This is a genomic window from Pseudomonas sp. CM25 (assembly GCF_013179705.1).
Taxonomy (GTDB): domain Bacteria; phylum Pseudomonadota; class Gammaproteobacteria; order Pseudomonadales; family Pseudomonadaceae; genus Aquipseudomonas.
In genome coordinates, this window is sequence record NZ_JABMCW010000059.1 from 1 (window position 1) to 22,174 (window position 22,174).

22 protein-coding genes and 1 pseudogene are annotated in these 22,174 nt (G+C 63.3%); 8 read left to right on the forward strand and 15 right to left on the reverse strand.

Features of this window, described 5'->3' with window-relative positions; genetic code table 11:
* From HP546_RS09180 to HP546_RS09195, 4 genes are all read left to right on the forward strand, one after another.
* A partial coding sequence (locus HP546_RS09180) for an ABC transporter ATP-binding protein (RefSeq protein WP_172223235.1) occupies positions 1 to 572 on the forward strand: 572 nt, incomplete at its 5' end.
* Position 573: 1 nt separating this feature from the next.
* Positions 574 to 1,485, forward strand: a complete 912-nt coding sequence (locus HP546_RS09185; RefSeq protein WP_172223238.1) for an ABC transporter permease — start codon at positions 574 to 576, stop codon at positions 1,483 to 1,485.
* Entirely contained in the window at positions 1,475 to 2,281 is an 807-nt protein-coding gene (locus tag HP546_RS09190) for an ABC transporter permease (RefSeq protein WP_172223243.1), read from the forward strand. Before HP546_RS09185 ends, HP546_RS09190 begins: the two co-directional genes overlap by 11 nt.
* Positions 2,282 to 2,298: 17 nt before the next feature.
* Complete coding sequence (locus HP546_RS09195) at positions 2,299 to 3,723, forward strand: gamma-aminobutyraldehyde dehydrogenase (protein ID WP_172223247.1); 1,425 nt, start codon at positions 2,299 to 2,301, stop codon at positions 3,721 to 3,723.
* Between the two features lie 292 nt (positions 3,724 to 4,015).
* Here the strand turns inward: HP546_RS09195 and HP546_RS09200 are convergent, their stop codons facing one another.
* A complete protein-coding gene (locus HP546_RS09200; RefSeq protein ID WP_172223252.1) occupies positions 4,016 to 5,122 on the reverse strand; it encodes an NADH:flavin oxidoreductase/NADH oxidase in 1,107 nt (368 codons plus the stop codon).
* 421 nt (positions 5,123 to 5,543) lie between these two features.
* On the opposite strand from HP546_RS09200, the pseudogene HP546_RS09205 reads away from it, so the two are divergent.
* A pseudogene (locus HP546_RS09205) lies at positions 5,544 to 5,624 on the forward strand (DUF3077 domain-containing protein); the annotation flags it as partial.
* A 321-nt stretch (positions 5,625 to 5,945) separates the two neighbouring features.
* Here the strand turns inward: HP546_RS09205 and recJ are convergent.
* Together recJ and HP546_RS09215 are read right to left on the reverse strand one after the other, a co-directional pair.
* A complete protein-coding gene (gene recJ / locus HP546_RS09210; RefSeq protein ID WP_172223257.1) occupies positions 5,946 to 7,655 on the reverse strand; it encodes a single-stranded-DNA-specific exonuclease RecJ in 1,710 nt (569 codons plus the stop codon).
* 8 nt (positions 7,656 to 7,663) lie between these two features.
* Complete coding sequence (locus tag HP546_RS09215) at positions 7,664 to 8,206, reverse strand: YaeQ family protein (protein ID WP_172223260.1); 543 nt, start codon at positions 8,204 to 8,206, stop codon at positions 7,664 to 7,666.
* 131 nt (positions 8,207 to 8,337) lie between these two features.
* On the opposite strand from HP546_RS09215, the gene HP546_RS09220 reads away from it, so the two are divergent.
* Both HP546_RS09220 and HP546_RS09225 read left to right on the forward strand, forming a co-directional pair.
* Positions 8,338 to 9,537, forward strand: a complete 1,200-nt coding sequence (locus HP546_RS09220) for a CaiB/BaiF CoA-transferase family protein (RefSeq protein WP_172223264.1) — start codon at positions 8,338 to 8,340, stop codon at positions 9,535 to 9,537.
* Positions 9,538 to 9,557: 20 nt separating this feature from the next.
* Positions 9,558 to 10,433, forward strand: a complete 876-nt coding sequence (locus HP546_RS09225; RefSeq protein ID WP_172223267.1) for a TIGR02285 family protein — start codon at positions 9,558 to 9,560, stop codon at positions 10,431 to 10,433.
* A gap of 144 nt (positions 10,434 to 10,577) precedes the next feature.
* Here the strand turns inward: HP546_RS09225 and HP546_RS09230 are convergent, their stop codons facing one another.
* From HP546_RS09230 to xerD, 6 genes are all read right to left on the reverse strand, one after another.
* The gene (locus HP546_RS09230) at positions 10,578 to 10,859 is read right to left on the reverse strand and encodes a DUF3509 domain-containing protein (RefSeq protein ID WP_172223271.1); all 282 of its coding nucleotides are present in this window, start codon (positions 10,857 to 10,859) and stop codon (positions 10,578 to 10,580) included.
* A gap of 79 nt (positions 10,860 to 10,938) precedes the next feature.
* On the reverse strand, positions 10,939 to 11,349 hold the full coding sequence (locus HP546_RS09235) for a histidine kinase (RefSeq protein ID WP_172223274.1): 411 nt from the start codon (positions 11,347 to 11,349) through the stop codon (positions 10,939 to 10,941).
* 223 nt (positions 11,350 to 11,572) lie between these two features.
* Positions 11,573 to 12,982, reverse strand: coding sequence for a threonine synthase (thrC, locus tag HP546_RS09240; RefSeq protein ID WP_172223277.1), 1,410 nt, complete (start codon positions 12,980 to 12,982; stop codon positions 11,573 to 11,575).
* Positions 12,983 to 13,040: 58 nt separating this feature from the next.
* Positions 13,041 to 14,345 carry a homoserine dehydrogenase gene (locus HP546_RS09245; protein ID WP_172223280.1) on the reverse strand — a complete coding sequence of 435 codons (1,305 nt, stop codon included), beginning with the start codon at positions 14,343 to 14,345 and terminating at the stop codon, positions 13,041 to 13,043.
* Between the two features lie 82 nt (positions 14,346 to 14,427).
* On the reverse strand, positions 14,428 to 15,171 hold the full coding sequence (locus HP546_RS09250; protein WP_172223283.1) for a thioredoxin fold domain-containing protein: 744 nt from the start codon (positions 15,169 to 15,171) through the stop codon (positions 14,428 to 14,430).
* A 153-nt stretch (positions 15,172 to 15,324) separates the two neighbouring features.
* Positions 15,325 to 16,221: a site-specific tyrosine recombinase XerD gene (gene xerD, locus HP546_RS09255; RefSeq protein WP_172223287.1), complete on the reverse strand. Its 897-nt coding sequence runs from the start codon at positions 16,219 to 16,221 to the stop codon at positions 15,325 to 15,327.
* A 68-nt stretch (positions 16,222 to 16,289) separates the two neighbouring features.
* Here xerD and HP546_RS09260 point away from each other — a divergent pair, with 68 nt between their 5' ends.
* Positions 16,290 to 18,116, forward strand: coding sequence for a sodium:proton antiporter (locus HP546_RS09260; RefSeq protein ID WP_172223290.1), 1,827 nt, complete (start codon positions 16,290 to 16,292; stop codon positions 18,114 to 18,116).
* A 3-nt stretch (positions 18,117 to 18,119) separates the two neighbouring features.
* Here the strand turns inward: HP546_RS09260 and HP546_RS09265 are convergent, their stop codons facing one another.
* The 6 genes from HP546_RS09265 to ffh all read right to left on the reverse strand — a co-directional run.
* Positions 18,120 to 18,530, reverse strand: coding sequence for an acyl-CoA thioesterase (locus HP546_RS09265; protein WP_016485145.1), 411 nt, complete (start codon positions 18,528 to 18,530; stop codon positions 18,120 to 18,122).
* 127 nt (positions 18,531 to 18,657) lie between these two features.
* Positions 18,658 to 19,008 (reverse strand): 50S ribosomal protein L19, encoded by a 351-nt coding sequence (gene rplS, locus HP546_RS09270; RefSeq protein WP_003252148.1) that lies wholly within the window; start codon positions 19,006 to 19,008, stop codon positions 18,658 to 18,660.
* 42 nt (positions 19,009 to 19,050) lie between these two features.
* The gene (gene trmD, locus HP546_RS09275) at positions 19,051 to 19,803 is read right to left on the reverse strand and encodes a tRNA (guanosine(37)-N1)-methyltransferase TrmD (RefSeq protein ID WP_172223294.1); all 753 of its coding nucleotides are present in this window, start codon (positions 19,801 to 19,803) and stop codon (positions 19,051 to 19,053) included.
* A gap of 3 nt (positions 19,804 to 19,806) precedes the next feature.
* A complete protein-coding gene (rimM, locus tag HP546_RS09280; protein ID WP_172223297.1) occupies positions 19,807 to 20,343 on the reverse strand; it encodes a ribosome maturation factor RimM in 537 nt (178 codons plus the stop codon).
* 5 nt (positions 20,344 to 20,348) lie between these two features.
* Complete coding sequence (gene rpsP, locus HP546_RS09285) at positions 20,349 to 20,600, reverse strand: 30S ribosomal protein S16 (RefSeq protein WP_011535318.1); 252 nt, start codon at positions 20,598 to 20,600, stop codon at positions 20,349 to 20,351.
* A 259-nt stretch (positions 20,601 to 20,859) separates the two neighbouring features.
* Positions 20,860 to 22,174: signal recognition particle protein (ffh, locus tag HP546_RS09290; protein ID WP_172223301.1), on the reverse strand; the 1,315-nt coding region annotated here is incomplete at its 5' end.

Genomic DNA, 22,174 nt, shown 5'->3' on the forward strand with positions numbered 1-22,174 from the left:
GGGTGCTACTGCTGGACGAACCCCTGGGCGCGCTGGACCTGAAACTGCGTGAGCAGATGCAGGGCGAACTGAAAAAGCTGCAGCGCCAACTGGGCATCACCTTCATATTCGTCACCCACGACCAGACCGAAGCCCTGTCGATGTCCGACCGGGTCGCTGTGTTCAACCGCGGCCGTATCGAGCAGGTCGACACGCCGCGCAACCTGTACATGAAACCCGCCACCACCTTCGTCGCCGAATTCGTCGGCACCTCCAACGTGGTGCGTGGCGAGCTGGCGATGGCCCTGAACGGCAGCCCGGCGCCCTTCTCGATCCGCCCCGAGCACATCCGCCTGGGCGACCCGGTGGTCACCAGCCATGAGGTGCAGGTCAGCGGCCTGTTGCGCGATGTGCAGTACCAGGGCAGCGCCACCCGCTACGAGCTGCAGCTGGACAGCGGCCAACTGCTGGCGGTGACCCAGGCCAACGACCGCTGGCAGGCACAGGCACAGGCCTGGCAGCCGGGGCAACGGATTCAGGCGCACTGGCCGCGTGAGGCGATGACGGTGTTGCAGGAAACCGAGGCCCACTGACATGAGCACACTGCGCAGCCTGTCCAACCTGCTGTACCGGCGCCCCAACCTGTACCTGGCGCTGCTGTTGATCCCGCCGCTGACCTGGTTCGGCGCCATCTACCTGGGCTCGCTGCTGAACCTGTTGTGGCAGGGTTTCTATACCTTCGACGACTTCACCATGGCGGTGACCCCGGACCTGACCCTGGGCAACTTCGCCGCGCTGCTCAACCCGTCGAACTTCGACATCATCCTGCGCACCCTGGGCATGGCGGTGGCCGTGTCGCTGGCCAGCGCGGTGCTGGCCTTTCCCATCGCCTACTACATGGCGCGCTACACCAGCGGCAAGACAAAGGCGTTTTTCTACATCGCGGTGATGATGCCGATGTGGGCCAGCTACATCGTCAAGACCTACGCCTGGACCCTGCTGCTGGCCAAGGGCGGCGTCGCCCAGTGGTTCGTCCAGCAGCTGCATCTGGATGCGCTGCTGCAAGCCGTGCTGACCGTGCCGGGGGTGGGCGGCAGTACATTATCCACCTCGCACCTGGGGCGCTTCATGGTGTTCGTGTACATCTGGCTGCCGTTCATGATCCTGCCCATCCAGGCCGCTCTGGAGCGCTTGCCGCCTTCGCTGCTGCAAGCGTCGGCGGACTTGGGTGCGCGGCCCGGGCAAACCTTTGTGCAGGTGATCCTGCCGCTGTCGATTCCGGGCATCGCCGCCGGCTCGATCTTCACCTTCTCGCTCACCCTGGGCGATTTCATCGTGCCGCAACTGGTCGGCCCGCCCGGGTACTTCATCGGCAGCATGGTCTACGCCCAGCAAGGGGCGATCGGCAACATGCCGATGGCCGCCGCGTTCACCCTGGTGCCGATCGTGCTGATCGCGGTGTACCTGTCCATCGTCAAGCGCCTGGGGGCCTTCGATGCACTCTGAAAAAGCGTCAACCGGGCTGCGCCTGGCAGCCTGGGGCGGCTTGTTGTTCCTGCACTTCCCGATCCTGATCATCTTCCTGTACGCGTTCAACACCGAAGAAGCCGCGTTCAGCTTCCCACCCAAGGGTTTTACCCTGAAGTGGTTAACCGTGGCCTTTGCCCGGCCCGATGTGCTGGAGGCCATCAAGCTATCGCTGCAGGTGGCCTGCCTGGCCACGCTGATCGCCCTGGTGCTCGGCACGCTGGCCTCGGCGGCGTTGTACCGGCGCAGCTTTTTTGGCAAGGAGAGCATTTCGCTGATGCTGATCCTGCCCATCGCCCTGCCTGGCATCATCACCGGCATCGCCCTGCTCTCGGCATTCAAGACCCTGGGCATCGAGCCGGGGGTGTTCACCATCGTGGTCGGCCACGCCACGTTCTGCGTGGTGATCGTCTACAACAACGTGATCGCCCGCCTGCGGCGGACCTCGCAAAGCCTGATCGAGGCCTCGATGGACCTTGGCGCCGATGGCTGGCAAACCTTCCGCTACATCATTCTGCCCAACCTTGGCTCGGCGCTGCTGGCGGGCGGCATGCTGGCCTTTGCCCTGTCGTTCGATGAAATCATCGTCACCACCTTTACCGCCGGCCACGAACGCACCCTGCCGATCTGGCTGCTCAACCAGCTCAGCCGCCCGCGCGACGTGCCGGTGACCAATGTGGTCGCCATGCTGGTGATGCTGGTGACCATGCTGCCGATCCTTGGCGCCTATTACCTGACCCGCGGCGGCGAAAGCGTCGCGGGCAGTGGCAAATGACCCTGGAGGAGTCTCCGATGCAAACGCAGATGCTGATCAACGGCCAACTGGTCGCGGGCGAAGGCCCGGCCTGGACCGTGCTCAACCCGGCCCTGGGCAGTGCCCTGGCGCAAATCAACGAAGCCACCGAAGCCCAGGTGGACAGCGCCGTGCGGGCCGCCGACCAGGCCTTCGACAGCTGGTCGCAAACCAGCCCCAAGGAGCGCTCGCAGGCGTTGCTGGCGCTGGCCGACACGATCGAAGCCCATGGCGATGAACTGGCGCGGCTGGAATCGCAGAACTGCGGCAAGCCATTGAGCGCCGCACTGAATGACGAAATCCCCGCGATTGCCGATGTGTTCCGCTACTTCGCCGGTGCCGCGCGTTGCCTGGGCGGCTCGGCAGCGGGCGAATACCTGCCGGGCCACACCTCGATGATTCGCCGTGACCCGGTGGGCGTGGTGGCCTCGATCGCTCCCTGGAACTACCCGTTGATGATGCTGGCATGGAAGATCGCCCCGGCCCTTGCGGCCGGCAATACCGTGGTGATCAAACCTTCGGAGATGACCCCGTTGACCGCCCTGCGCCTGGGCGAAATGGCCCGGGAGCTGCTACCGCCTGGCGTCTTGAACATCCTCTTCGGCCGAGGCCAGACAGTCGGCAACCCGCTGGTCAACCACCCCAAGGTGCGCATGGTGTCGCTGACCGGTTCGATCCCCACCGGCGCACATATCATCAGTGCCACCGCCGACAGCGTGAAACGCATGCACATGGAACTGGGTGGCAAGGCCCCGGTGCTGGTGTTCGATGATGCCGACATCGATGCCGCCATCGACGGCATCCGAACGTTCGGCTTCTACAACGCCGGCCAGGACTGCACTGCAGCCTGCAGGCTGTATGTGCAGGACGGTATCTACGAACGCTTTGTCGAGCGCCTGGGTGAAGCAGTCTCCAGCCTGAAGGCCGGCCTGCAGGAAGCAGAAGACACCGAACTGGGGCCATTGATCAGTGCCCAGCACCGCGACAAGGTCTCCGGCCTGGTGCAGCGGGCCATCGCCCAGCCGCACATTCGCCTGGTAACGGGTGGCAAAGCCATTGATGGCGATGGTTTCTTCTACGCCCCGACCGTGCTGGCCGACGCCCTGCAGGACGACGAGATCGTGCGCAACGAAGTGTTCGGCCCGGTGGTATCGGTGACGCGATTTACCGACGAGGCGCAGGCGCTGGAGTGGGCCAACGATTCCAACTACGGCCTGGCCTCATCGGTATGGACCCGCGACACCGGCCGCGCTCATCGCCTGGCTGCGCGCCTGCAATATGGCTGTACCTGGGTGAATACCCACTTCATGCTGGTCAGCGAAATGCCGCACGGTGGGCAGAAGCATTCCGGGTATGGGAAGGATATGTCGATGTACGGGCTGGAGGATTACACCTGCGTGCGGCATGTGATGATCAAACATTGAGCGTAAAGCCTGGATTGGGACCGGCAGCTCAATCCAGGCGCTTTCCTACAAGCGGTTCAGCGCATTCCCAATGCCACATCCTTTATCTTGCAGCCATCAAAATGGGATGGGCATCATCCAGCCCTTCAGGCTGCGCAGACTCTGTGGGAGCGGGTTTACCCGCGAATGCGGAGGTAAAACCACCATCGCATTCGCGGGCGTGCCCGCTCCCACAGGTACATCACAGCCCTTGAGGTTAGTGCTGTACCTGTGGGAGCGGGCACGCCCGCGAAGAGGCCAGTACAGGTAGCCTCTAGTCGCGTAGGTCTGACTCATGAATCGGGTTGGCCCGGCTGGTCGCGCGCTGGTATTGCGCCGGCCAGGTGGCCTTGTTGCCGCCCAGGTCGTCGTCGGCATGCAGCGGCCAGTAAGGGTCGCGCAACAGTTCGCGGGCGAGGAAGATCACATCGGCCTGGCCGGTGCGCAGGATGTGCTCGGCCTGGGCGGGCTCGGTGATCATGCCCACGGTGCCGGTGGCGATTTCCGCCTCTTTGCGCACGCGTTCGGCGAAACGGGTCTGATAACCGGGGCCCGTAGGGATTTCGGCGTTGACCGACGTGCCGCCCGACGATACATCGATCAGGTCGACACCCAGCGCACGCAGGCGCCGCGCCAGCTCGACGGTTTCATCCGGGTTCCAGCCGTCCTCCACCCAGTCGGTCGCCGATACCCGCACCAACAGCGGTAATTCGGCGGGCCAGGCATTGCGCACAGCCTCGACCACCTGCAGGGTCAGGCGGATGCGGTTTTCGAAGCAGCTGCCGTACTCGTCGCGGCGCTGGTTGCTGAGCGGCGACAGGAACTGGTGCAGCAGGTAGCCATGGGCGGCATGGATTTCCACCACCTTGAAACCCGCCGTCAAGGCACGCTTGGTCGAGGCCACGAAGGCGTCGACCACGTCCTGGATTTCTTCCTTGCTCAATTCACGCGGCGCAGTGTGTTGTGGGTCGAAAGCGATCCTCGACGGCCCCACCGGCTGCCAGCCCCCCTCCTCCAGCTTGACGCTGCCCTGCTTGCCCAGCCAAGGGCGATAGGTACTGGCCTTGCGTCCGGCGTGGGCCAGCTGGATACCGGGCACGGCGCCCTGGGCGGTGATGAAGCGGGTGATGCGTTGCAGCGGGGCGATCTGGGCGTCTTCCCACAGGCCGAGATCTTCGGCGGTGATACGGCCATCGGCAGTGACCGCCACGGCTTCGGTGATCACCAGCCCCGCACCGCCTACGGCGCGGCTACCCAGATGAACAAGGTGCCAATCGTTGGCCAGGCCATCGATGGCGGAATACTGGCACATCGGCGACACAGCGATGCGGTTGGGCAGGGTCAGCTGACGCAGGGTGTAAGGCTCGAGCAGCAAGCTCATGAGGGCACCTCCCAAGGACTCCAATGGTGATCCGGCCCGAGCACTCAATTACACGTCCCTGGCCCGGGTCCGGTCAGTATTCAGACTAGACCAGAATGGTTGGGGGGAAGGTTCCATGGGATTTTGGGGTGTCTGACGTGGGGATGATGGCGCTCGATCTTATAGGCGACATCACACTGAAGGCAGGCAACTGGTAGCCCAAACCGCCGCGACAGCCAAACACCCTGACAAGCATTTCAGATATCCCCTACAACCGATGTATGGCGATTCCCAACCTGAGGAAATACCCTACAAGTCCTGTCGACACCCGCCTGATTGTTACTGGAATCCTGAGTCATTAGCCTTTGCTGGTCGCTGCCATTCAGCGTCCGGGCGTGGAATCCCGATCAATTACCGAGTAGCTGTCGTCATGGCAGTTGTGCGCGGGATCTGGGCTGCCCACTACCTCAGTGCGATGGCCAAGGCGTTGATGGATGATGCCGAGTTAGGTATGTCGCGTTGAGGTTGGTGTGGTCGTTGTTCGCGTGAAGGCCACCGGGTGTACGCCGACAAGTTTGCAGCGCCTGTGAGATCACACTAAAGGCAGGCACCTGGCAGCCCCAACCGCCGCGACAGCCAAGCACCCTTACAGGCATTTCAGCCCGCCGCACAACCCTGTGGGAGCGGGCATGCCCGCGAAGCAGGCGACTCGGTGGATGGCACCGGCTTCGCCGGTGTTCACGGGTATGCCCGCTCCCACAGGGAAGGCGCATGACTTGAGGGCAAAGCGGTCGCAGTGGGAGCTTGCCGGCGATGGGCTGCAGAGCAGCCCCCGGAACTGCAGTCAGCGCGGCTCCATATGGGCAATCATCAACTGCACACTTTCATTGCCGCGAAACTCGTTCACATCCAGCTTGTAGGCCAGCTCGACCCAGCGCACTGTCGGATTCGGCCAGACTTCGCGGTCGATACCAAAGGCAATGCCGTCCAGCCGCACCGAACCACATTCGCTCTTGAGCACCACCTTCAAATGCCGCTCGCCAACCACACGCTGCTCCACCAGCTGGAACACGCCATGGAACAGTGGCTCGGGGAAATGCTGCCCCCACGGCCCGGCATTGCGCAGGGCCTTGGCCAGGTCGAGGTGGAACTCTTCCACTGCCAGGCTGCCATCGGACAGCAGACGGCCGGTCAGGTCGTCCTCGCACAACTGGCGCCGCACTTCCTCGTCGAACGCCTCGGCAAACGCCGGGAAATTGCCCTCGGGCAAAGACAGCCCTGCTGCCATGGCGTGGCCACCAAACTTGCTGATCAGCTGCGGCTGGCGCGCCGCCACGGCATCCAGCGCATCACGAATGTGAAACCCCGGCACCGAGCGCGCCGAGCCTTTGAGCATGCCGTCACCGGCATCGGCAAAGGCGATGGTCGGCCGGTGATAACGCTCCTTCAGGCGCGATGCCAGAATACCGATCACCCCCTGGTGCCAGTCGGCATCGAACAGGCAAAGCCCGTACGGCATGGACTCGACCGGCAGGTCCTTGAGCTGCGCCAGCGCTTCGCGCTGCATACCCTGCTCGATGGACTTGCGGTCCTGGTTAAGGCCATCCAGCTGTTGGGCCATGTCCTGGGCCAGGGCCTGGTCCTCGCACAGCAGGCACTCGATACCCAGGCTCATGTCATCCAGGCGCCCGGCGGCGTTCAGCCGTGGGCCAAGGATGAAGCCGAGGTCGGTCGAGGTGATGCGTCGGTGATCACGGCGCGCCACTTCGAGAATGGCTTTCAGGCCCGGCCTGGCGCGGCCGGCGCGGATACGCTCCAGGCCCTGATGGACCAGAATGCGGTTGTTGGCGTCCAGCGGCACCACGTCGGCAACACTGCCCAGCGCCACCAGGTCGAGCAGTTCGCCGATATTGGGCTGCGGCTGCGTTTCGTAGCGGCCGAGGCTGCGCAGGCGCGCGCGCAAGGCCATAAGCACGTAGAAGATGACGCCAACCCCGGCCAACGCCTTGCTGGGAAACTCGCAGCCCGGCTGGTTGGGGTTGATGATGGCGTCGGCATCGGGAAGCTGCTGGCCGGGCAGGTGGTGGTCGGTGACCAGCACCTTGAGCCCGGCCGCCTTGGCGGCGGCAACGCCGTCGACGCTGGAAATGCCGTTGTCCACGGTGATCAGCAGCTGTGGCTGGCGCTGCAGCGCTACCTCGACGATTTCCGGGGTCAGGCCGTAGCCGTATTCGAAGCGGTTGGGCACCAGGTAGTCGACATGGGCCGCGCCCAGCAGGCGCAGGCCCAGCACCCCGACGGTGCTGGCGGTGGCGCCGTCGGCATCGAAGTCACCGACGATGAGGATACGCTGGCGCTGGTCAAGGGCCTGGACCAGCAGGTCCACGCCGGCCTCGATGCCCTTGAGCTGCTGATACGGCAGCAGACGCGCCAGGCTCTTGTCCAGCTCGGCCTCGTTCTGCACGCCACGCGCAGCGTACAGGCGGGTCAGCAAGGGTGGGAGGTTACCCAGCAATGGCAGGGTCGGCGGCAGGGGACGCGGTTCGATACGCATGGGTCGCTTCAGCCACGCTCACCGAGCAGCCACTGCAACTGCACTTCGTGCTGGCCACGGTCGTCAGTCACGAATACCGTGCCTTCGCTGATCATCACGTCCCATTTGATGCTGCGTGGCATATCGGTAGCCAAGGTCTCCAGCACTTCCTGGGGCACGGCGGCGATGTTCAGGTTCTTCAGGTTCTTGACTGCGCTCAACACCTTGGTTTCCCACACACGCAGGCTGCCATACGCCAGCAGGCTGGTGCGTTCGGTGCGACGCGAGCACCAGGTCAGGCGGTCGGCATCGGGTTGGCCCACTTCGATCCAGTGCAGCACGCGGTCATCCAGGCTTTTTTCCCATAGCGCCGGCTCGTCGACATCCGACAGGCCACGACCGAACGACAGGTTCTCGTTGTACCACAGCGCGTACGCCAACAGCCGGACCGCCATGCGCTCTTCGGTTTCCGACGGGTGGCGGGCGATGGTCTGCTTGACGCTTTCGTAGACGTTGCGATCAAGGTCAGTCAGATTCAGTTCGAACTTGTAGGTGGTGGACGGCTGGGCCATGGTCGACGGGCTTCGTGCAAAAGAAAAGTGCAACAGTCTAACCTATCCACACCCTGCATGCGCCGCAGCAGTACCCGGCGCTACCGACCTATGATAAAACCACGGCTCTGCCCAGTTGCCACGGATGCCCCATGCCTACGCCCAGCAAACCCCTCGCCGGCCTCAAAGTCATCGAACTCGGCACCCTGATTGCTGGGCCGTTTGCGTCGCGCATCTGTGCCGAGTTCGGTGCCGAGGTGATCAAGGTCGAGTCGCCCGATGGCGGCGACCCGTTGCGCAAGTGGCGCAAGCTGTACGAGGGCACGTCGCTGTGGTGGTTCGTGCAGGCCCGCAACAAACAGTCGCTGACCCTGAACCTCAAGCACCCCGAAGGCCGAGACATTCTGAAGCAGTTGCTGGCCGAGGCCGACATCCTGATCGAGAACTTTCGCCCGGGCGTACTGGAAAAGCTCGGCCTGGGCTGGGATGTGCTGCATGCGCTGAACCCGCGCCTGGTGATGGTGCGCCTGTCAGGCTTTGGCCAGACCGGGCCGATGAAAGACCAGCCAGGCTTTGGCGCCGTGGGCGAGTCGATGGGCGGCCTGCGCTACATCACCGGCTTCGAAGACCGCCCACCGGTGCGCACGGGCATTTCCATCGGTGACTCGATTGCCGCCCTGTGGGGGGTGATCGGCGCGCTCATGGCTTTGCGCCACCGCGAAGTCAACAACGGCCAGGGTCAGGTGGTGGACGTTGCGCTGTACGAGGCGATCTTCGCCATGATGGAAAGCATGGTCCCGGAGTTCGACGTGTTCGGTTTTATCCGCGAGCGCACCGGCAATATCATGCCGGGCATCACCCCCTCCTCCATCCATACCAGCGCGGATGGCAAACATGTGCAGATCGGCGCCAACGGCGATGCGATCTTCAAGCGCTTCATGCAGGCCATCGGCCGCCCTGACCTGGCCGACGACCCTGCGCTGGCCAGCAACGACGGCCGGGACCTGCGCCGCGACGAGCTGTACGGAGTGATCGACCGCTGGGCCAACAGCCTGCCGCTGGAACAGCTCATGCAGGTGCTGACCACGGCCGAAGTGCCGGCCAGCCGCATCTACTCGGCCGAAGACATGTTCAGCGACCCGCAGTACCTGGCACGCGAGATGTTTCTGCAGGCGAAGCTGCCCGATGGCAAACCGTTCCGCATGCCCGGCATCGTGCCCAAGCTGTCGGACACCCCAGGCTCCGCCGAGTGGGTCGGCCCGGCACTGGGCGAGCACACCGAAGCGCTGCTTGGCGGCCTGGGCTACGACCCAGCGGCCATCGCCAGCCTGCGCAAAGCCGGCACGGTCTGACCCTGGCGCTGCCCGGCCCCATGCGCGCTGCCCGCTGCTTACGCCGACTGGTCCTGCTGTGCGGGCTTCTGCCCGCATTGCTGCTGCAGCCTGCAAGCGCCAGAGAGCGCCTGTTCTGGCTGGTGCGTGACCTGCCGCCGTTCACCATCTTCGAAGGCTCGGAGAAAGGCCAAGGGGTGATCGACCAGTTGCTGCCCATTCTGATCGGGCAGATGCCCGAGTACGACCACAGCATCGTGCGGGTCAACCGCGCCCGTGGCATTCAGATGCTGCAAGACCCCAACAGTTTCACCTGCGACCCGACCCTGCTGTGGACCCCGGAGCGCGCCAGGTACGTGCACTTCTCCATGCCGTCGCTTGGTGTGTTGAGCGGGGGGCTGGTGCTGCGCCGGGAAAACCAGGCACTGGTTGAGCCGTTTCTGAGTGGGCAGGACGTGGACCTGCTCGCGCTGTTCAAACAGCCGGCACTGAAGCTGGGCATCGTTGCCGAACGCAGCTACGGCACCCAGATCGATACCATTCTGGGTCAGTTGCCCGGTACCTCGCTCAGCCGTCATTACGGCAACGACGCTACCGCCAACCTGCTGCAGATGCAGCAACTGGGTCGCCTGCGCATGGTGCTCGGCTACTGGCCCGAAGTGCGCTACCTGATCCAGCAACAAGGCGGGTCACTGACCGAGTACCAGTTCCATCCGGTGCAGGGCGTGGAGCGCTACCAGTTTTTGCATGTGGGGTGTTCCGACAGCCCGCTGGGGCGTGCTGCAGTGGCGCATATCGACCAGCTGTTGCCTGCGCTGCGCCACGATGTGCTGCCTGGGTTGTATGCGCGCTGGCTGGACCCTGCGTTGCGGGGAGACTACCTGGACGACAGCAAGCGCTTCTTCGAAACCCAATAACTGCCTGGCTGCGGATAAAAGAAACCCCGGACGCTGGGGAGGACGCCCGGGGCCAAGCGAAAGCCCTTCAGGACTTCCCGTGACAGCCATGCCAGCACCGGAGCAAAGCACTGGCTGGCTGCCCTACTGTGTCTGATACGCCACTCAGGCAAAGGTTCCCTGGGGTTGTTGGCGTTGCTGCAGGGCGGCGATCACACAGGGCTGCAATCGCCCTTCGGCTATCTGCAAATCACGGTGCAGACCATCCACCAGATCGATCAACAGGCGTTGCTCCTGCAACTGCCGCTCGCTGACCGTACGCCGCAGGGTGATGCCGGCGAGGCGGTCGTGAACGGTCAGTTGGCGATTACCGCTGGCATCGGCGAGGCCGAGGTGGGTCTGATAGGGGGTCAGTGCGTCGTTGAGCAGTCTGCAGATTCTTTCCATCCGTATCACTCGCTGCGTGGTGGGATATAAAGCAACTGACCAGCAAGCGCAGCGGAAAGTTCGCCACGCTGTGGCGGGTTCACTGAGCATGCGGGGCGGACATGACAGTTTGAATACGCCGCCCCTGGCCCAGTTGCAGAGCACTCAGCGCCTGTTGCAAGCGGGGCATCGACAACGGCCAGGGCAGCTCGGCCAGCACCCATAGACCGCGTTTTCTGGCCTCATCGGCGAGGTTGCGCTGCCTGGGGGTCGGCTGGCCGACAAATAGCAGAGCGCGGGGCTGTTGCTGCCGGGCGAGCAAGGCAAGGCCGGAGCGGGTTGGCATGGCATGGTCGATGACCAGCAGATCAGGGCGGCGTGCCGCATCAAGGCAGGCGTCGGTGCCCTCGCTGAGGCGCACATTGAAGATGCCCTGGGCATTGAGGGCCTGATGCAGGAGGATCTGGTGGGATGGGCGAGCCTGGTGGATCACCACGTAGGGCTGGTGCATGAGCCGCTCCTGGTGTGAGGACCGACTACGGTAGGCGTTGCGCTACGCGCACCTGAATAGGACGTTTCTGAGGGAATTGAAGGAAAAGACTGATAGTTCCGGGACTGCTACGCAGCCCATCGCCGGCAAGCCAGCTCCCACACGTATTGCACATGATCTCGGGTCTATGCGATCAAGGTGGGAGCTGGCTTGCCGGCGATGGGCCGCAGCGCGGCCCAGGCTATTACAGCGGCTTGCCGCGGTTGCCGTGCTGGCTGACAAAGCTTTGCACAGCCTTCAGGTCATTGGCCAGCACAGTGCAACGTTCCTCACGGCTGAACAGGTCGCTGAGGTGCGCCGGCAGCTCCAGCGCCCTACCTACACCGGCCTTCTCCACCGCTTCAGGGAACTTGACCGGGTGCGCAGTGCCCAGCACCACCATCGGCGTGTCCAGGCTGCGGCGGCATTCGCGGGCGGCCTTGACGCCGATCGCGGTGTGCGGGTCGAGTACTTCACCGGTGGCAGCGAACACTTCGGCGATGGTCTCGCAGGTCTGCTCGTCGCTGACGGCCAGGGAGTCGAACAGCTTGCGGGCTTCGGTCCAGCGATCTTGCTCGACGCTGAAGCCACCGCCTTGCTTGAAGTTGGCCATCAGCTCGGCGATAGCCGCACCATTGCGACCGTGCATGTCGAACAGCAGGCGCTCGAAGTTGGACGAGACCATGATGTCCATCGACGGCGACAGGGTGGCGTGCAGGGTTTCCTTCACGTACTGGTTGCCGCTCATGAAGCGGTGCAGGATGTCGTTGCGGTTGGTGGCGACCACCAGCTGGCTGACCGGCAGGCCCATGTTGCGGGCCAGGTAACCGGCGAAGATGTCGCCGAAGTTGCCGGTGGGTACCGAGAACGCCACCGAGCGCGCGGGGCCGCCCAGCTGCAGGGCCGCGTGGAAGTAGTAGACGATCTGGGCCATGATCCGCGCCCAGTTGATCGAGTTCACGGCCACCAGGCGGGTGCCTTTGAGGAACGACTGGTCAGCGAAGCTGGCCTTGACCATTTCCTGGCAGTCATCGAAGTTGCCTTCGATGGCGATGTTGTGAATGTTGTCGCCGAACAGCGTGGTCATCTGCCGACGCTGCACTTCCGACACGCGCTGGTGCGGGTGCAGGATGAAGATGTCGACGTTGTCGCAACGGCGGCAACCTTCGATGGCGGCCGAACCGGTGTCACCGCTGGTGGCGCCGATGATCACCACGCGCTCGTTGCGCTTGGCCAACACATGGTCGAGCAGGCGGCCGAGCAGTTGCAGGGCGAAGTCCTTGAACGCCAGGGTCGGGCCGTGGAACAGCTCCAGCACCCATTCGTTGCTGTTCAGCTGACGCAGCGGGGCAACCGCAGCATGGGCGAACTCGCCGTAGGTTTCTTCAAGGATTTTCTTGAAGTCGGCATCGGCGATGCTGCCTTCGACGAACGGGCGCATCACACGGAAAGCCAGTTCGTGGTACGGCAGGCCGGCCCAAGAAGCGATTTCTTCCTGGGTGAAGCGTGGCAGGTTTTCCGGGACGTACAGGCCGCCGTCACTGGCCAGGCCAGCCAGCAGTACGTCTTCGAAGTTCAGGGCCGGTGCCTGGCCGCGGGTACTGATATAGCGCATGGTGCAAACCTTCGATGCTGAGGCCGGGGCCACGCTGGCGGCCCGACGGCGCTATGTGTTAGTTGAGCTGTTCGACGCGAATGCGCACGACCTTGCCGACCACGTCCTGCAGGGCTTCCAGGGCGACGATGGCGTCGTTGATGCCCTGTTCGACCACACGGTGGGTCAGCAGGATCATCGGCACCAGGCCGTCCTGCTCCTCGGCTTCCTTCTGCATGATCGACTCTATGTTGATACCACGCTCCGAGAGGATGCTGGCCACCTGGGCCAGTACGCCCGGGTGATCCTTGGCCTGGATGCGCAGGTAGTAGGCGCTTTCGCAGGCCTCGATCGGCAGGATCGGGTGAGCCGACAGCGAATCAGGCTGGAAGGCCAGGTGCGGCACGCGGTTTTCCGGGTCGGAAGTCATGGCACGGACCACATCGACCAGGTCGCCGATCACCGACGAAGCGGTAGGCTCCATGCCAGCGCCGGCACCGTAGTACAGGGTGGAGCCGGCGGCATCACCGTTTACCATGACCGCGTTCATCACGCCGTTGACGTTGGCGATCAGGCGATCGGCCGGGATCAGCGTCGGGTGCACGCGCAGCTCGATGCCCTCGGCGGTGCGACGCGCCACGCCCAGGTGCTTGATGCGGTAGCCCAGGGCCTCGGCGTAGTTCACGTCAGCGGTGGTCAGCTGGGTGATGCCTTCGGTGTAGGCCTTGTCGAACTGCAGCGGGATGCCAAACGCAATCGAGGCGAGGATGGTCAGCTTGTGCGCGGCATCGATGCCTTCCACGTCGAAGGTCGGGTCGGCTTCGGCGTAACCCAGCGCCTGGGCTTCGGCCAGTACGTCGGGGAAGGCGCGGCCTTTCTCGCGCATTTCGGTGAGGATGAAGTTGCCGGTGCCGTTGATGATGCCGGCCAGCCAGTTGATGCGGTTGGCCGACAGGCCTTCACGAATGGCCTTGATGACCGGAATACCACCGGCCACGGCCGCTTCGAAGGCGACGATGACGCCCTTCTCGCGCGCCTTGGCGAAGATTTCGTTACCGTGTACGGCGATCAGCGCCTTGTTGGCGGTAACCACATGCTTGCCGTTTTCGATGGCCTTGAGCACCAGGTCACGGGCCACGGTGTAGCCACCGATCAGCTCGATGACAATATCGATCTCCGGGTTGCTCGCAACTTCGAACACGTCAGCGGTAATGGGGGTACCGGTAATCTGGCAGTTCGGGTTCTGCGAGCGCATGGCAATCTGGGCCACTTCAATACCGCGCCCGGCACGGCGGGCAATCTCCTCGGCGTTGCGCTGAAGTACATTGAAGGTTCCGCCACCGACGGTCCCCAACCCACAGATGCCTACTTTGACCGGTTTCACTGTGAACTCCCCATTGAACGGCCGACACTTCGCCGACCGTGAAACATGCCGTCACCCCATGACGACGGCGTACTGAATTGTATTACTTGGCAAGTGCCAGCTTGGCGACCTGCGGTGCCGGCTGGTAGCCCGGAATGACCTGGCCGCTTTCCAGGACGATGGCTGGCGTGCCATTGACGCCGATCGACTGGCCCAGCTGGAACTGCTTGCCCACCGGGTTGGCGCACTTGGCCGCCTTGATTTCTTCGCCTTCGACCATCTTGTCCATCGCCCCGCGACGGTCGCTGGAGCACCACACGGCCTGCAACTGCTGGTCACCTGCCGAGCCGAGGCCCTGGCGCGGGAAGGCGACGTAGCGCACTTCGATACCGCGACGGTTCAACTCAGGCACTTCGGCATGCAGCTTGTGGCAGTACGGGCAGGTGGTGTCGGTGAATACGGTGATGTGTGACTTGGTCTCGCCCTTGGCAGGATAAACCACCATCTCGGCGGCTGGAATGCCATTGATGAGCTTGGCGATGCCCAGGCGTTCGGTTTTTTCAGTCAGATTGACCGGCTTGCCGTCCTGGATCTGGAACAGGTAGCCCTGCATCACGAACTGGCCGTCGCCGCTGGCGTACAACACGCGGCCACCCTGCAGCTTGACCTCGTAAAGGCCGCTGACCGGGCTGCTGGCCACGCTTTCTACAGGTACTTCCAGCTCGAGGTTCTGCAACGATTTACGGATGGCCTGCTCGGCACCGGCGTTGCTATCGGTTGCCGCAGCAACGGCAAAAGTACTGGCCAACGCCAACGCGGCGGCGGCGAAAAACTGGGTCACGCGCATGGGAACTCCTGAAAGCGGACAGGGGCCGGAGGGCGCCACCTGCGGAAAATACGCGGTGGCCGTGCGGCCCTTGGTGCAAACCGCCCAAGCCTACCACATCACACCGCCGGTGAAGGGCCTTGCAAGGACCGGTCGGCAGAACATGAAAAACATTCATCCACGCGGGTGGTGCTGGGCATGCAGTTGCTGCAAGCGGGCCTTGGCGACGTGGGTGTAGATCTGGGTGGTGGACAGGTCACTGTGGCCCAGCAGCATCTGCACCACGCGCAAGTCGGCGCCATGGTTGAGCAGGTGGGTGGCGAAGGCATGGCGCAAGGTGTGCGGCGACAGCGGCTTGTCGATGCACGCCACCCGGGCATGCTGCTTGATGCGATGCCAGAAGGTCTGGCGGGTCATCTGCTCGCCGCGCTGGCTGGGGAACAGCACATCGCTGGGGCGCCCGTTGAGCAGCTCGGCGCGGCCGTCGCGGGTATAGCGCTCCACCCACAGCACCGCTTCTTCGCCCATGGGCACCAGCCGCTCCTTGCTGCCCTTGCCCATTACCCGCAGCACACCCTGGCGCAGGTTGACCTGGTCCAGGGTCAGGCTGACCAGTTCGGTAACGCGCAGGCCGCAGGCGTACAGCACTTCCAGCATGGCCCGGTCGCGCTGGCCGATGGCTTCACCCAGGTCCGGGGCCAGCAGCAAGGCTTCGACGTCCGCCTCCGACAGCGACTTGGGCAATGGCTTGCCGAGCTGTGGCATGTCGATTTGCAGGGTCGGGTCGACGGCGACCAGCTTTTCCCGGAGCAAGTAGCGGAAGAAACCACGCAGCCCGGACAGGAAGCGCGCCGTCGAGCGAGGCTTGTAGCCTTGGTCGATGCGCCAGGCCAGATGATCGAGAATCAGGTCGCGGCCAGCGTCGGGCAGGGATACCGAATGCGCCTGCAGCCAGCCGTTGAACAGGGCCAGGTCGCTGCGGTAGGACACGCGGGTGTTATCGGACAGGCCTTTTTCCAGCCACAGGGCGTCGAGGAACTGGTCGATCAGGGGGTGGTCGAGGGCAGACATGAAATCTCGGTGGCAAACGACGAAATGGCGCTTAGTCTTTCATAACAACGCCGGCATAGGGAGGCCGCATGAACGAACAGCAGATCCTTCTCAGCGTCGGTGGCATTGGCGCCGCGGCACTCGCCTGCCAGTGGCTGGCCTGGCGCCTTAAGCTTCCAGCGATCCTGTTTCTGCTGCTGGCCGGCATCGTGGTCGGGCCGCTGCTCGGCTGGCTCGACCCGCAGGCACTGTTCGGCCCATTGCTGATGCCGCTGGTTTCACTGGCGGTGGCGCTGATCCTGTTCGAGGGCAGCCTCACCCTGCACCTGTCACAGTGGCGCGAGATCGGCAGCGTGGTGCACCGCCTTGTCACCCTCGGTGCGTTGTCGACCTGGCTGGTCATCGCGCTGGCGACCCACTGGCTGCTGGGCTTTGAATGGCAGCTGGCAATCCTCTTTGGTGCCCTGACCCTGGTCACCGGCCCCACCGTGATCGTACCGATGCTGCGCGTGGTCCGGCCCAACGCGACGATCGCCAACATCCTGCGCTGGGAAGGCATCGTCATCGACCCGATCGGCGCCTTGCTCGCGGTGGTGGTGTACAGCTTCATCATTGCCAGCGCCGACGGCAATGGCCTGACCCAGAGCCTGGGCACCTTTGCCGGGGTGATCTTCTGCGGCAGTGCGCTGGGCGCTGCGGGGGGCTGGTTGCTGGGGCAGATCATGCGCGAACAGTGGCTGCCGGAATACCTGCACAACCTGGCCTCGCTGGCCGCCGTGCTGGGCATCTTCATTGCCGCCAACCTGATCGTGCACGAGTCCGGGCTGTTGGCAGTGACGATCATGGGTATGTGGCTGGCCAACATGCGCGGGGTCGATGTGCGGCAGATCCTGCACTTCAAGGAAAACCTCAGCGTGCTGCTGATCTCCGGCCTGTTCATCCTGCTGGCCGCGCGGCTCGACTTGCATGCCCTGCTCGGGCTGGGCCCGGCGGTACTTGCGCTGCTGCTGGTGATCCAGTTGCTGGCACGGCCATTGAACGTGTTGCTGTCGACGCTGGGCTCTTCGCTGAACTGGCGTGAACGCGCCCTGCTGGCCTGGATAGCACCACGCGGCATCGTCGCCGCGGCGGTGTCGGCCATTTTTGCCATTCGCCTGCACGAGGCTGGCCATCAGGATGCTTTGCTGCTGGTGCCGCTGACGTTCGCCGTGATTATCGGCACCGTCGTGCTGCAAAGCGCCACGGCCCGGCCACTGGCGCGCCTGCTCAGGGTCGCAGAGCCGGCGCCCAGCGGCTTTCTGATCGTCGGCGCCAGCAGCCCTGCGCGCGCCATCGGCAAGGCCCTGCAGCAATTGGGCAGCCGGGTATTGCTGACCGATTCGAGCTGGGAAAACATCCGCGCCGCGCGCATGGACGGCCTGCCGACCTACTTCGGCAACCCAGCCTCGCAACACGCCGACGCCCATCTGGACCTGGTCGGCCTCGGCCATCTGCTGGGGCTTTCACCGGCGGGTGAAATCAACACCCTGGCCTGCGCACGCTTTCGCCATGACTTCGGCCATGGCCGCCTGTATGTGCTGGCCAGCGGCCTGGAGAAACAGCGCAGCGACAAACACCGGGCCAGCCAGGAACACCGCGGCCAACTGCTTGGCGCAAGCCCGATGACCTACCAGCAACTGGCCAACCACCTCCACCACGGGGCGGAACTGTACAGCACCAACCTGACCGAGGGCTTTGACTGGGAGGACTACCAGGCGCTGCATGGCGAGCGCGCTCATCTGCTGTTTGCGCGTGATGCCCACGGCTGGGTGCATGTTTCAAGCCCCGACAACCCGCTGGCCCCACAGCCCGGCTGGACCCTGGTGGCACTGGTCGAGCCAGCCCCCGTCAGCGAGACGGCAGTTGCTGCAGGTTGAGATTCAGGCTTGCGGCAGCACCGGCACCGGGCGCTTGTCCTCATCGATGGCGACAAAGCTGAACACGCCATGGATCGCGCGCTCGCGGCCATCGAGGTACATGTTCTCGACGAACACGTCGACCTGCACCTGCAAGCTGGTGTTGCCCACCTTGACCACCGAGCCTACCAGCTCAACGATAGAGCCGGCCGGGATCGGGTGTTTGAAGTCGATGCGGTCGGTGGACACGGTCACCAGCGGCAGGCGACAGAAGCGGGTGGCGGCAATGAACGATACTTCGTCCATCCAGGCCAGGGCGGTGCCGCCGAACAGGGTGTTGTGGTGGTTGGTGGTGTTGGGGAATACCGCCTTGGTCACGCGGGTCACCGACAGCTCGGTGCGACGCTGGATTTCCTGGTCTCGGGTAGTGCTCATGGGCTACTCCATCGTAAGGCGGGCGTGCCAGTGCACACCCTTCGCGGGTAAACCTGCTCCCACAAAAAAGCAGCCCGAAGGCTGCTTTTTTCTCGCTAGGCGGCCTGGGCCACCGGGCAAACTGTACTCAGGACAGTTTTTCCTTGATGCGAGCGGCTTTGCCGGACAGGTCACGCAGGTAGTACAGCTTGGCTTTACGCACGTCACCACGACGTTTCACGGCCAGGCTGTCGATCTGCGGGCTGTAGGTCTGGAAGGTACGCTCTACGCCAACGCCGCTGGAGATCTTGCGCACGGTGAAGGCGCTGTTCAGACCGCGGTTACGCTTGGCGATAACGACGCCTTCGAACGCCTGCAGACGGGAACGCTCACCTTCCTTCACTTTAACCTGGACGACTACGGTGTCACCTGGTGCGAAGGTCGGGATTTCCTTGCTCATCTGCTCGGCTTCGAGCTGCTGGATGATCTTGTTGGTCATGCTGTGCTCCTAAGATGGATACGTGATCCACCATCGATACGTTTAACTATCGTCCCGCTCGCGGAGATATTCCTCGAGCAGCTTCTTCTCTTCTCCAGAAAGTGAGCGACTTTCCAGAAGATCGGCGCGTCGTTCGAAGGTCCTACCAAGGGACTGCTTCATCCTCCAACGCCGGATATGTGCATGGTTGCCACTTAGCAACACGTCGGGAACACGCTGATCCGCATACACCTCAGGTCGGGTGTAGTGCGGGCAATCGAGCAGACCGTCGGTGAAGGAATCCTCTTCCGCCGAGTCCACATGCCCTAAAGCTCCGGGCAGCAGCCGCGTAACCGCATCGATCAGTACCATGGCCGGCAGCTCGCCACCGGAAAGCACATAGTCGCCAATCGACCACTCCTCATCGACATGAGCCTCGATAAAGCGCTCGTCGATGCCTTCATAACGACCGGCGATCAGGATCAACGATTCCTGTTCGGCCAGGCCTTTGACCGCCTGCTGAGTCAGCTTGCGGCCTTGCGGCGAAAGGTAGATCACCTTTGCCGATGCTCCGGTCGCTTGCCTGGCGTTAACCAGTGCGTCTTCCAGAGGCTTGATTTTCATCACCATGCCCGGACCACCGCCAAACGGCCGATCATCCACCGTGTGGTGACGATCTGTGGTGTAGTCCCGCGGGTTCCAGCAAGTCACCTGAAGCAACCCCTGTTTCACCGCACGGCTGGTAATGCCGTACTCCGTGATGGCCGAAAACATCTCGGGGAACAACGTGATGACGTCTACGCGAAGGTTACCCATCGTTTAGAAGTCCGCGTCCCATTCAACCCGCATCACGCCTGCTTCCAGGTCGATTGCCAGCACGCATTGCTCCGTATAGGGCAACAGACGCTCGCGATCATCCAGGCTGCCTGCGGAGGGTTTGACCACCATTACATCGTTCGCACCGGTCTCCAACAGGTGATCGACCTTGCCGAACAGGTGTTCGTCCTGGTTGATGACCTTCAGGCCTTGCAACTGGTACCAGTAGTACTCGTCGGCTGCCAGGTTGGGCAAAAGGCTCCGCGCAATGCAGATATCGTAACCGCTCAGAAGCCGGGCTTCATCGCGATCCTCGAGGCCTTTCAGTTTCACGACCAGGCCCTTTTGGGAGCCACGACCGCTGACCAGCTCGACCTGCTTTACCTTGCCTTCGTGCCGAAGCGTCCAGCGTGGATAATCCAACAGGTTTTCAATCGGATCGGTAAAGGAATACACCTTCACCTCGCCGCGAACGCCGTGAACCGAAAAAATCTTGCCAACGACGATGAGGTCGTCAGTCTTTTCTGGCGTCGCGTTCATACTGTTCAGGCAGCGGCCTTGGCAGCTTCCTTCAGCAGCTGAGCAACACGCTCAGACGGCTGTGCGCCCTGGCTCAGCCAGTAGGTGACGCGCTCTTGGTTGACCGACAGCTTGACTTCGGCGCCCGATGCGATCGGGTTGAAGAAGCCAACGCGCTCAACGAAACGGCCGTCACGGGCGTTACGCGAGTTGGTCACGGTCAGGTGGTAGAATGGGCGCTTTTTCGAGCCGCCACGGGCCAGACGAATGGTTACCATGTGAACATCGTTCCTATAGTCGGTGCTGCAGTTGATACAGCAGCTGGTACTGCAAATCTGAATGCCAAATAGGCACACGGGTGCCCAAAAGGCCGCATATTCTCGGGGAATACACGGACATTTGCAAATGACTTTTTCGGCAAGGCCATGGCCTACCGTCCAGATTTGCCGGTTGAGCCGCGAAATCCGCGGCAATTGCCCCGCCAGAGCGGGGTTTCTGGGTACCTGCCCGACAAAAGGCAGGCACCCGGAATAGGGGTTACAGCTTGGGCATGCCGCCGCCTGGCATCATGCCGCCCAGGCCGCGCATCATCTTGGCCATGCCGCCTTTGGCAGAGAATTTCTTCATCATCTTCTGCATTTGCTTGTGCTGCTTGATCAACCGGCCGATGTCCTGCACCTGGGTACCGGAACCCAGGGCGATCCGGCGCTTGCGCGAACCGCTGATCAGGTCGGGGTCGCGGCGTTCGGCCGGGGTCATGGAGTTGATGATCGCCTCCATCTGCTTGAACTGCTTCTCGGCCGCGCCCTGGGCGTTGCCCATCTGCGACAGATTCACCCCGCCGATGCTCGGCAGCTTGTCCATCAGGCCGCCCAGGCCGCCCATGTTCTTCATTTGTTGCAGCTGGTCGCGGAAGTCTTCGAGGTCGAAGCCTTTGCCTTTCTTCAGCTTTTTGGCCAGCTTGTCGGCCTTGGCCTTGTCGATGGTCTGCTCGGCCTGCTCGATCAGGCTGAGCACGTCACCCATGCCGAGGATGCGCGAAGCGACGCGGTCAGGGTGGAACGGCTCGAGGGCTTCGGTTTTTTCACCCATGCCGATGAACTTGATCGGCTTGCCGGTGATGGCACGTACCGACAGCGCGGCACCACCACGGGCGTCACCGTCGACCTTGGTCAGCACCACGCCGGTCAACGGCAGCGCCTCGCCAAACGCCTTGGCGGTGTTGGCGGCGTCCTGGCCGGTCATGGCGTCGACCACGAACAGGGTCTCGATCGGCTTGACCGCGGCGTGCAGCGCCTTGATCTCGTCCATCATGTCGGCGTCGATGTGCAGGCGGCCGGCGGTGTCGACGATGACCACGTCGATGAACTTCAGCTTGGCTTCACGGATGGCCGCTTCGGCAATGGCTACCGGCTTCTGGCTGATGTCGGACGGGAAGAAGGTCACGCCGATATCGTTGGCCAGCGTTTCCAGCTGCTTGATCGCCGCCGGGCGATAGACGTCGGCGGACACCACCATCACGCTCTTTTTCTTGCGTTCCTTGAGGAAGCGCGCCAGCTTGCCGGCGGTGGTGGTCTTGCCGGCGCCCTGCAGGCCGGCCATCAGCACCACAGCAGGCGGGGCAGCATTGAGGGCCAGGTCTTCGTTGGCCGCCCCCATCAGGCTCTCAAGCTCGGCCTGGACGATCTTCACGAACGCCTGGCCCGGGGTCAGGCTGCGCGACACTTCGGTGCCGACCGCACGTTCCTTGACGCTGTTGACGAAATCCTTGACCACCGGCAGGGCAACGTCGGCCTCGAGCAGGGCCATGCGCACTTCGCGCAGCGTGTCCTTGATGTTGTCTTCGGTCAGC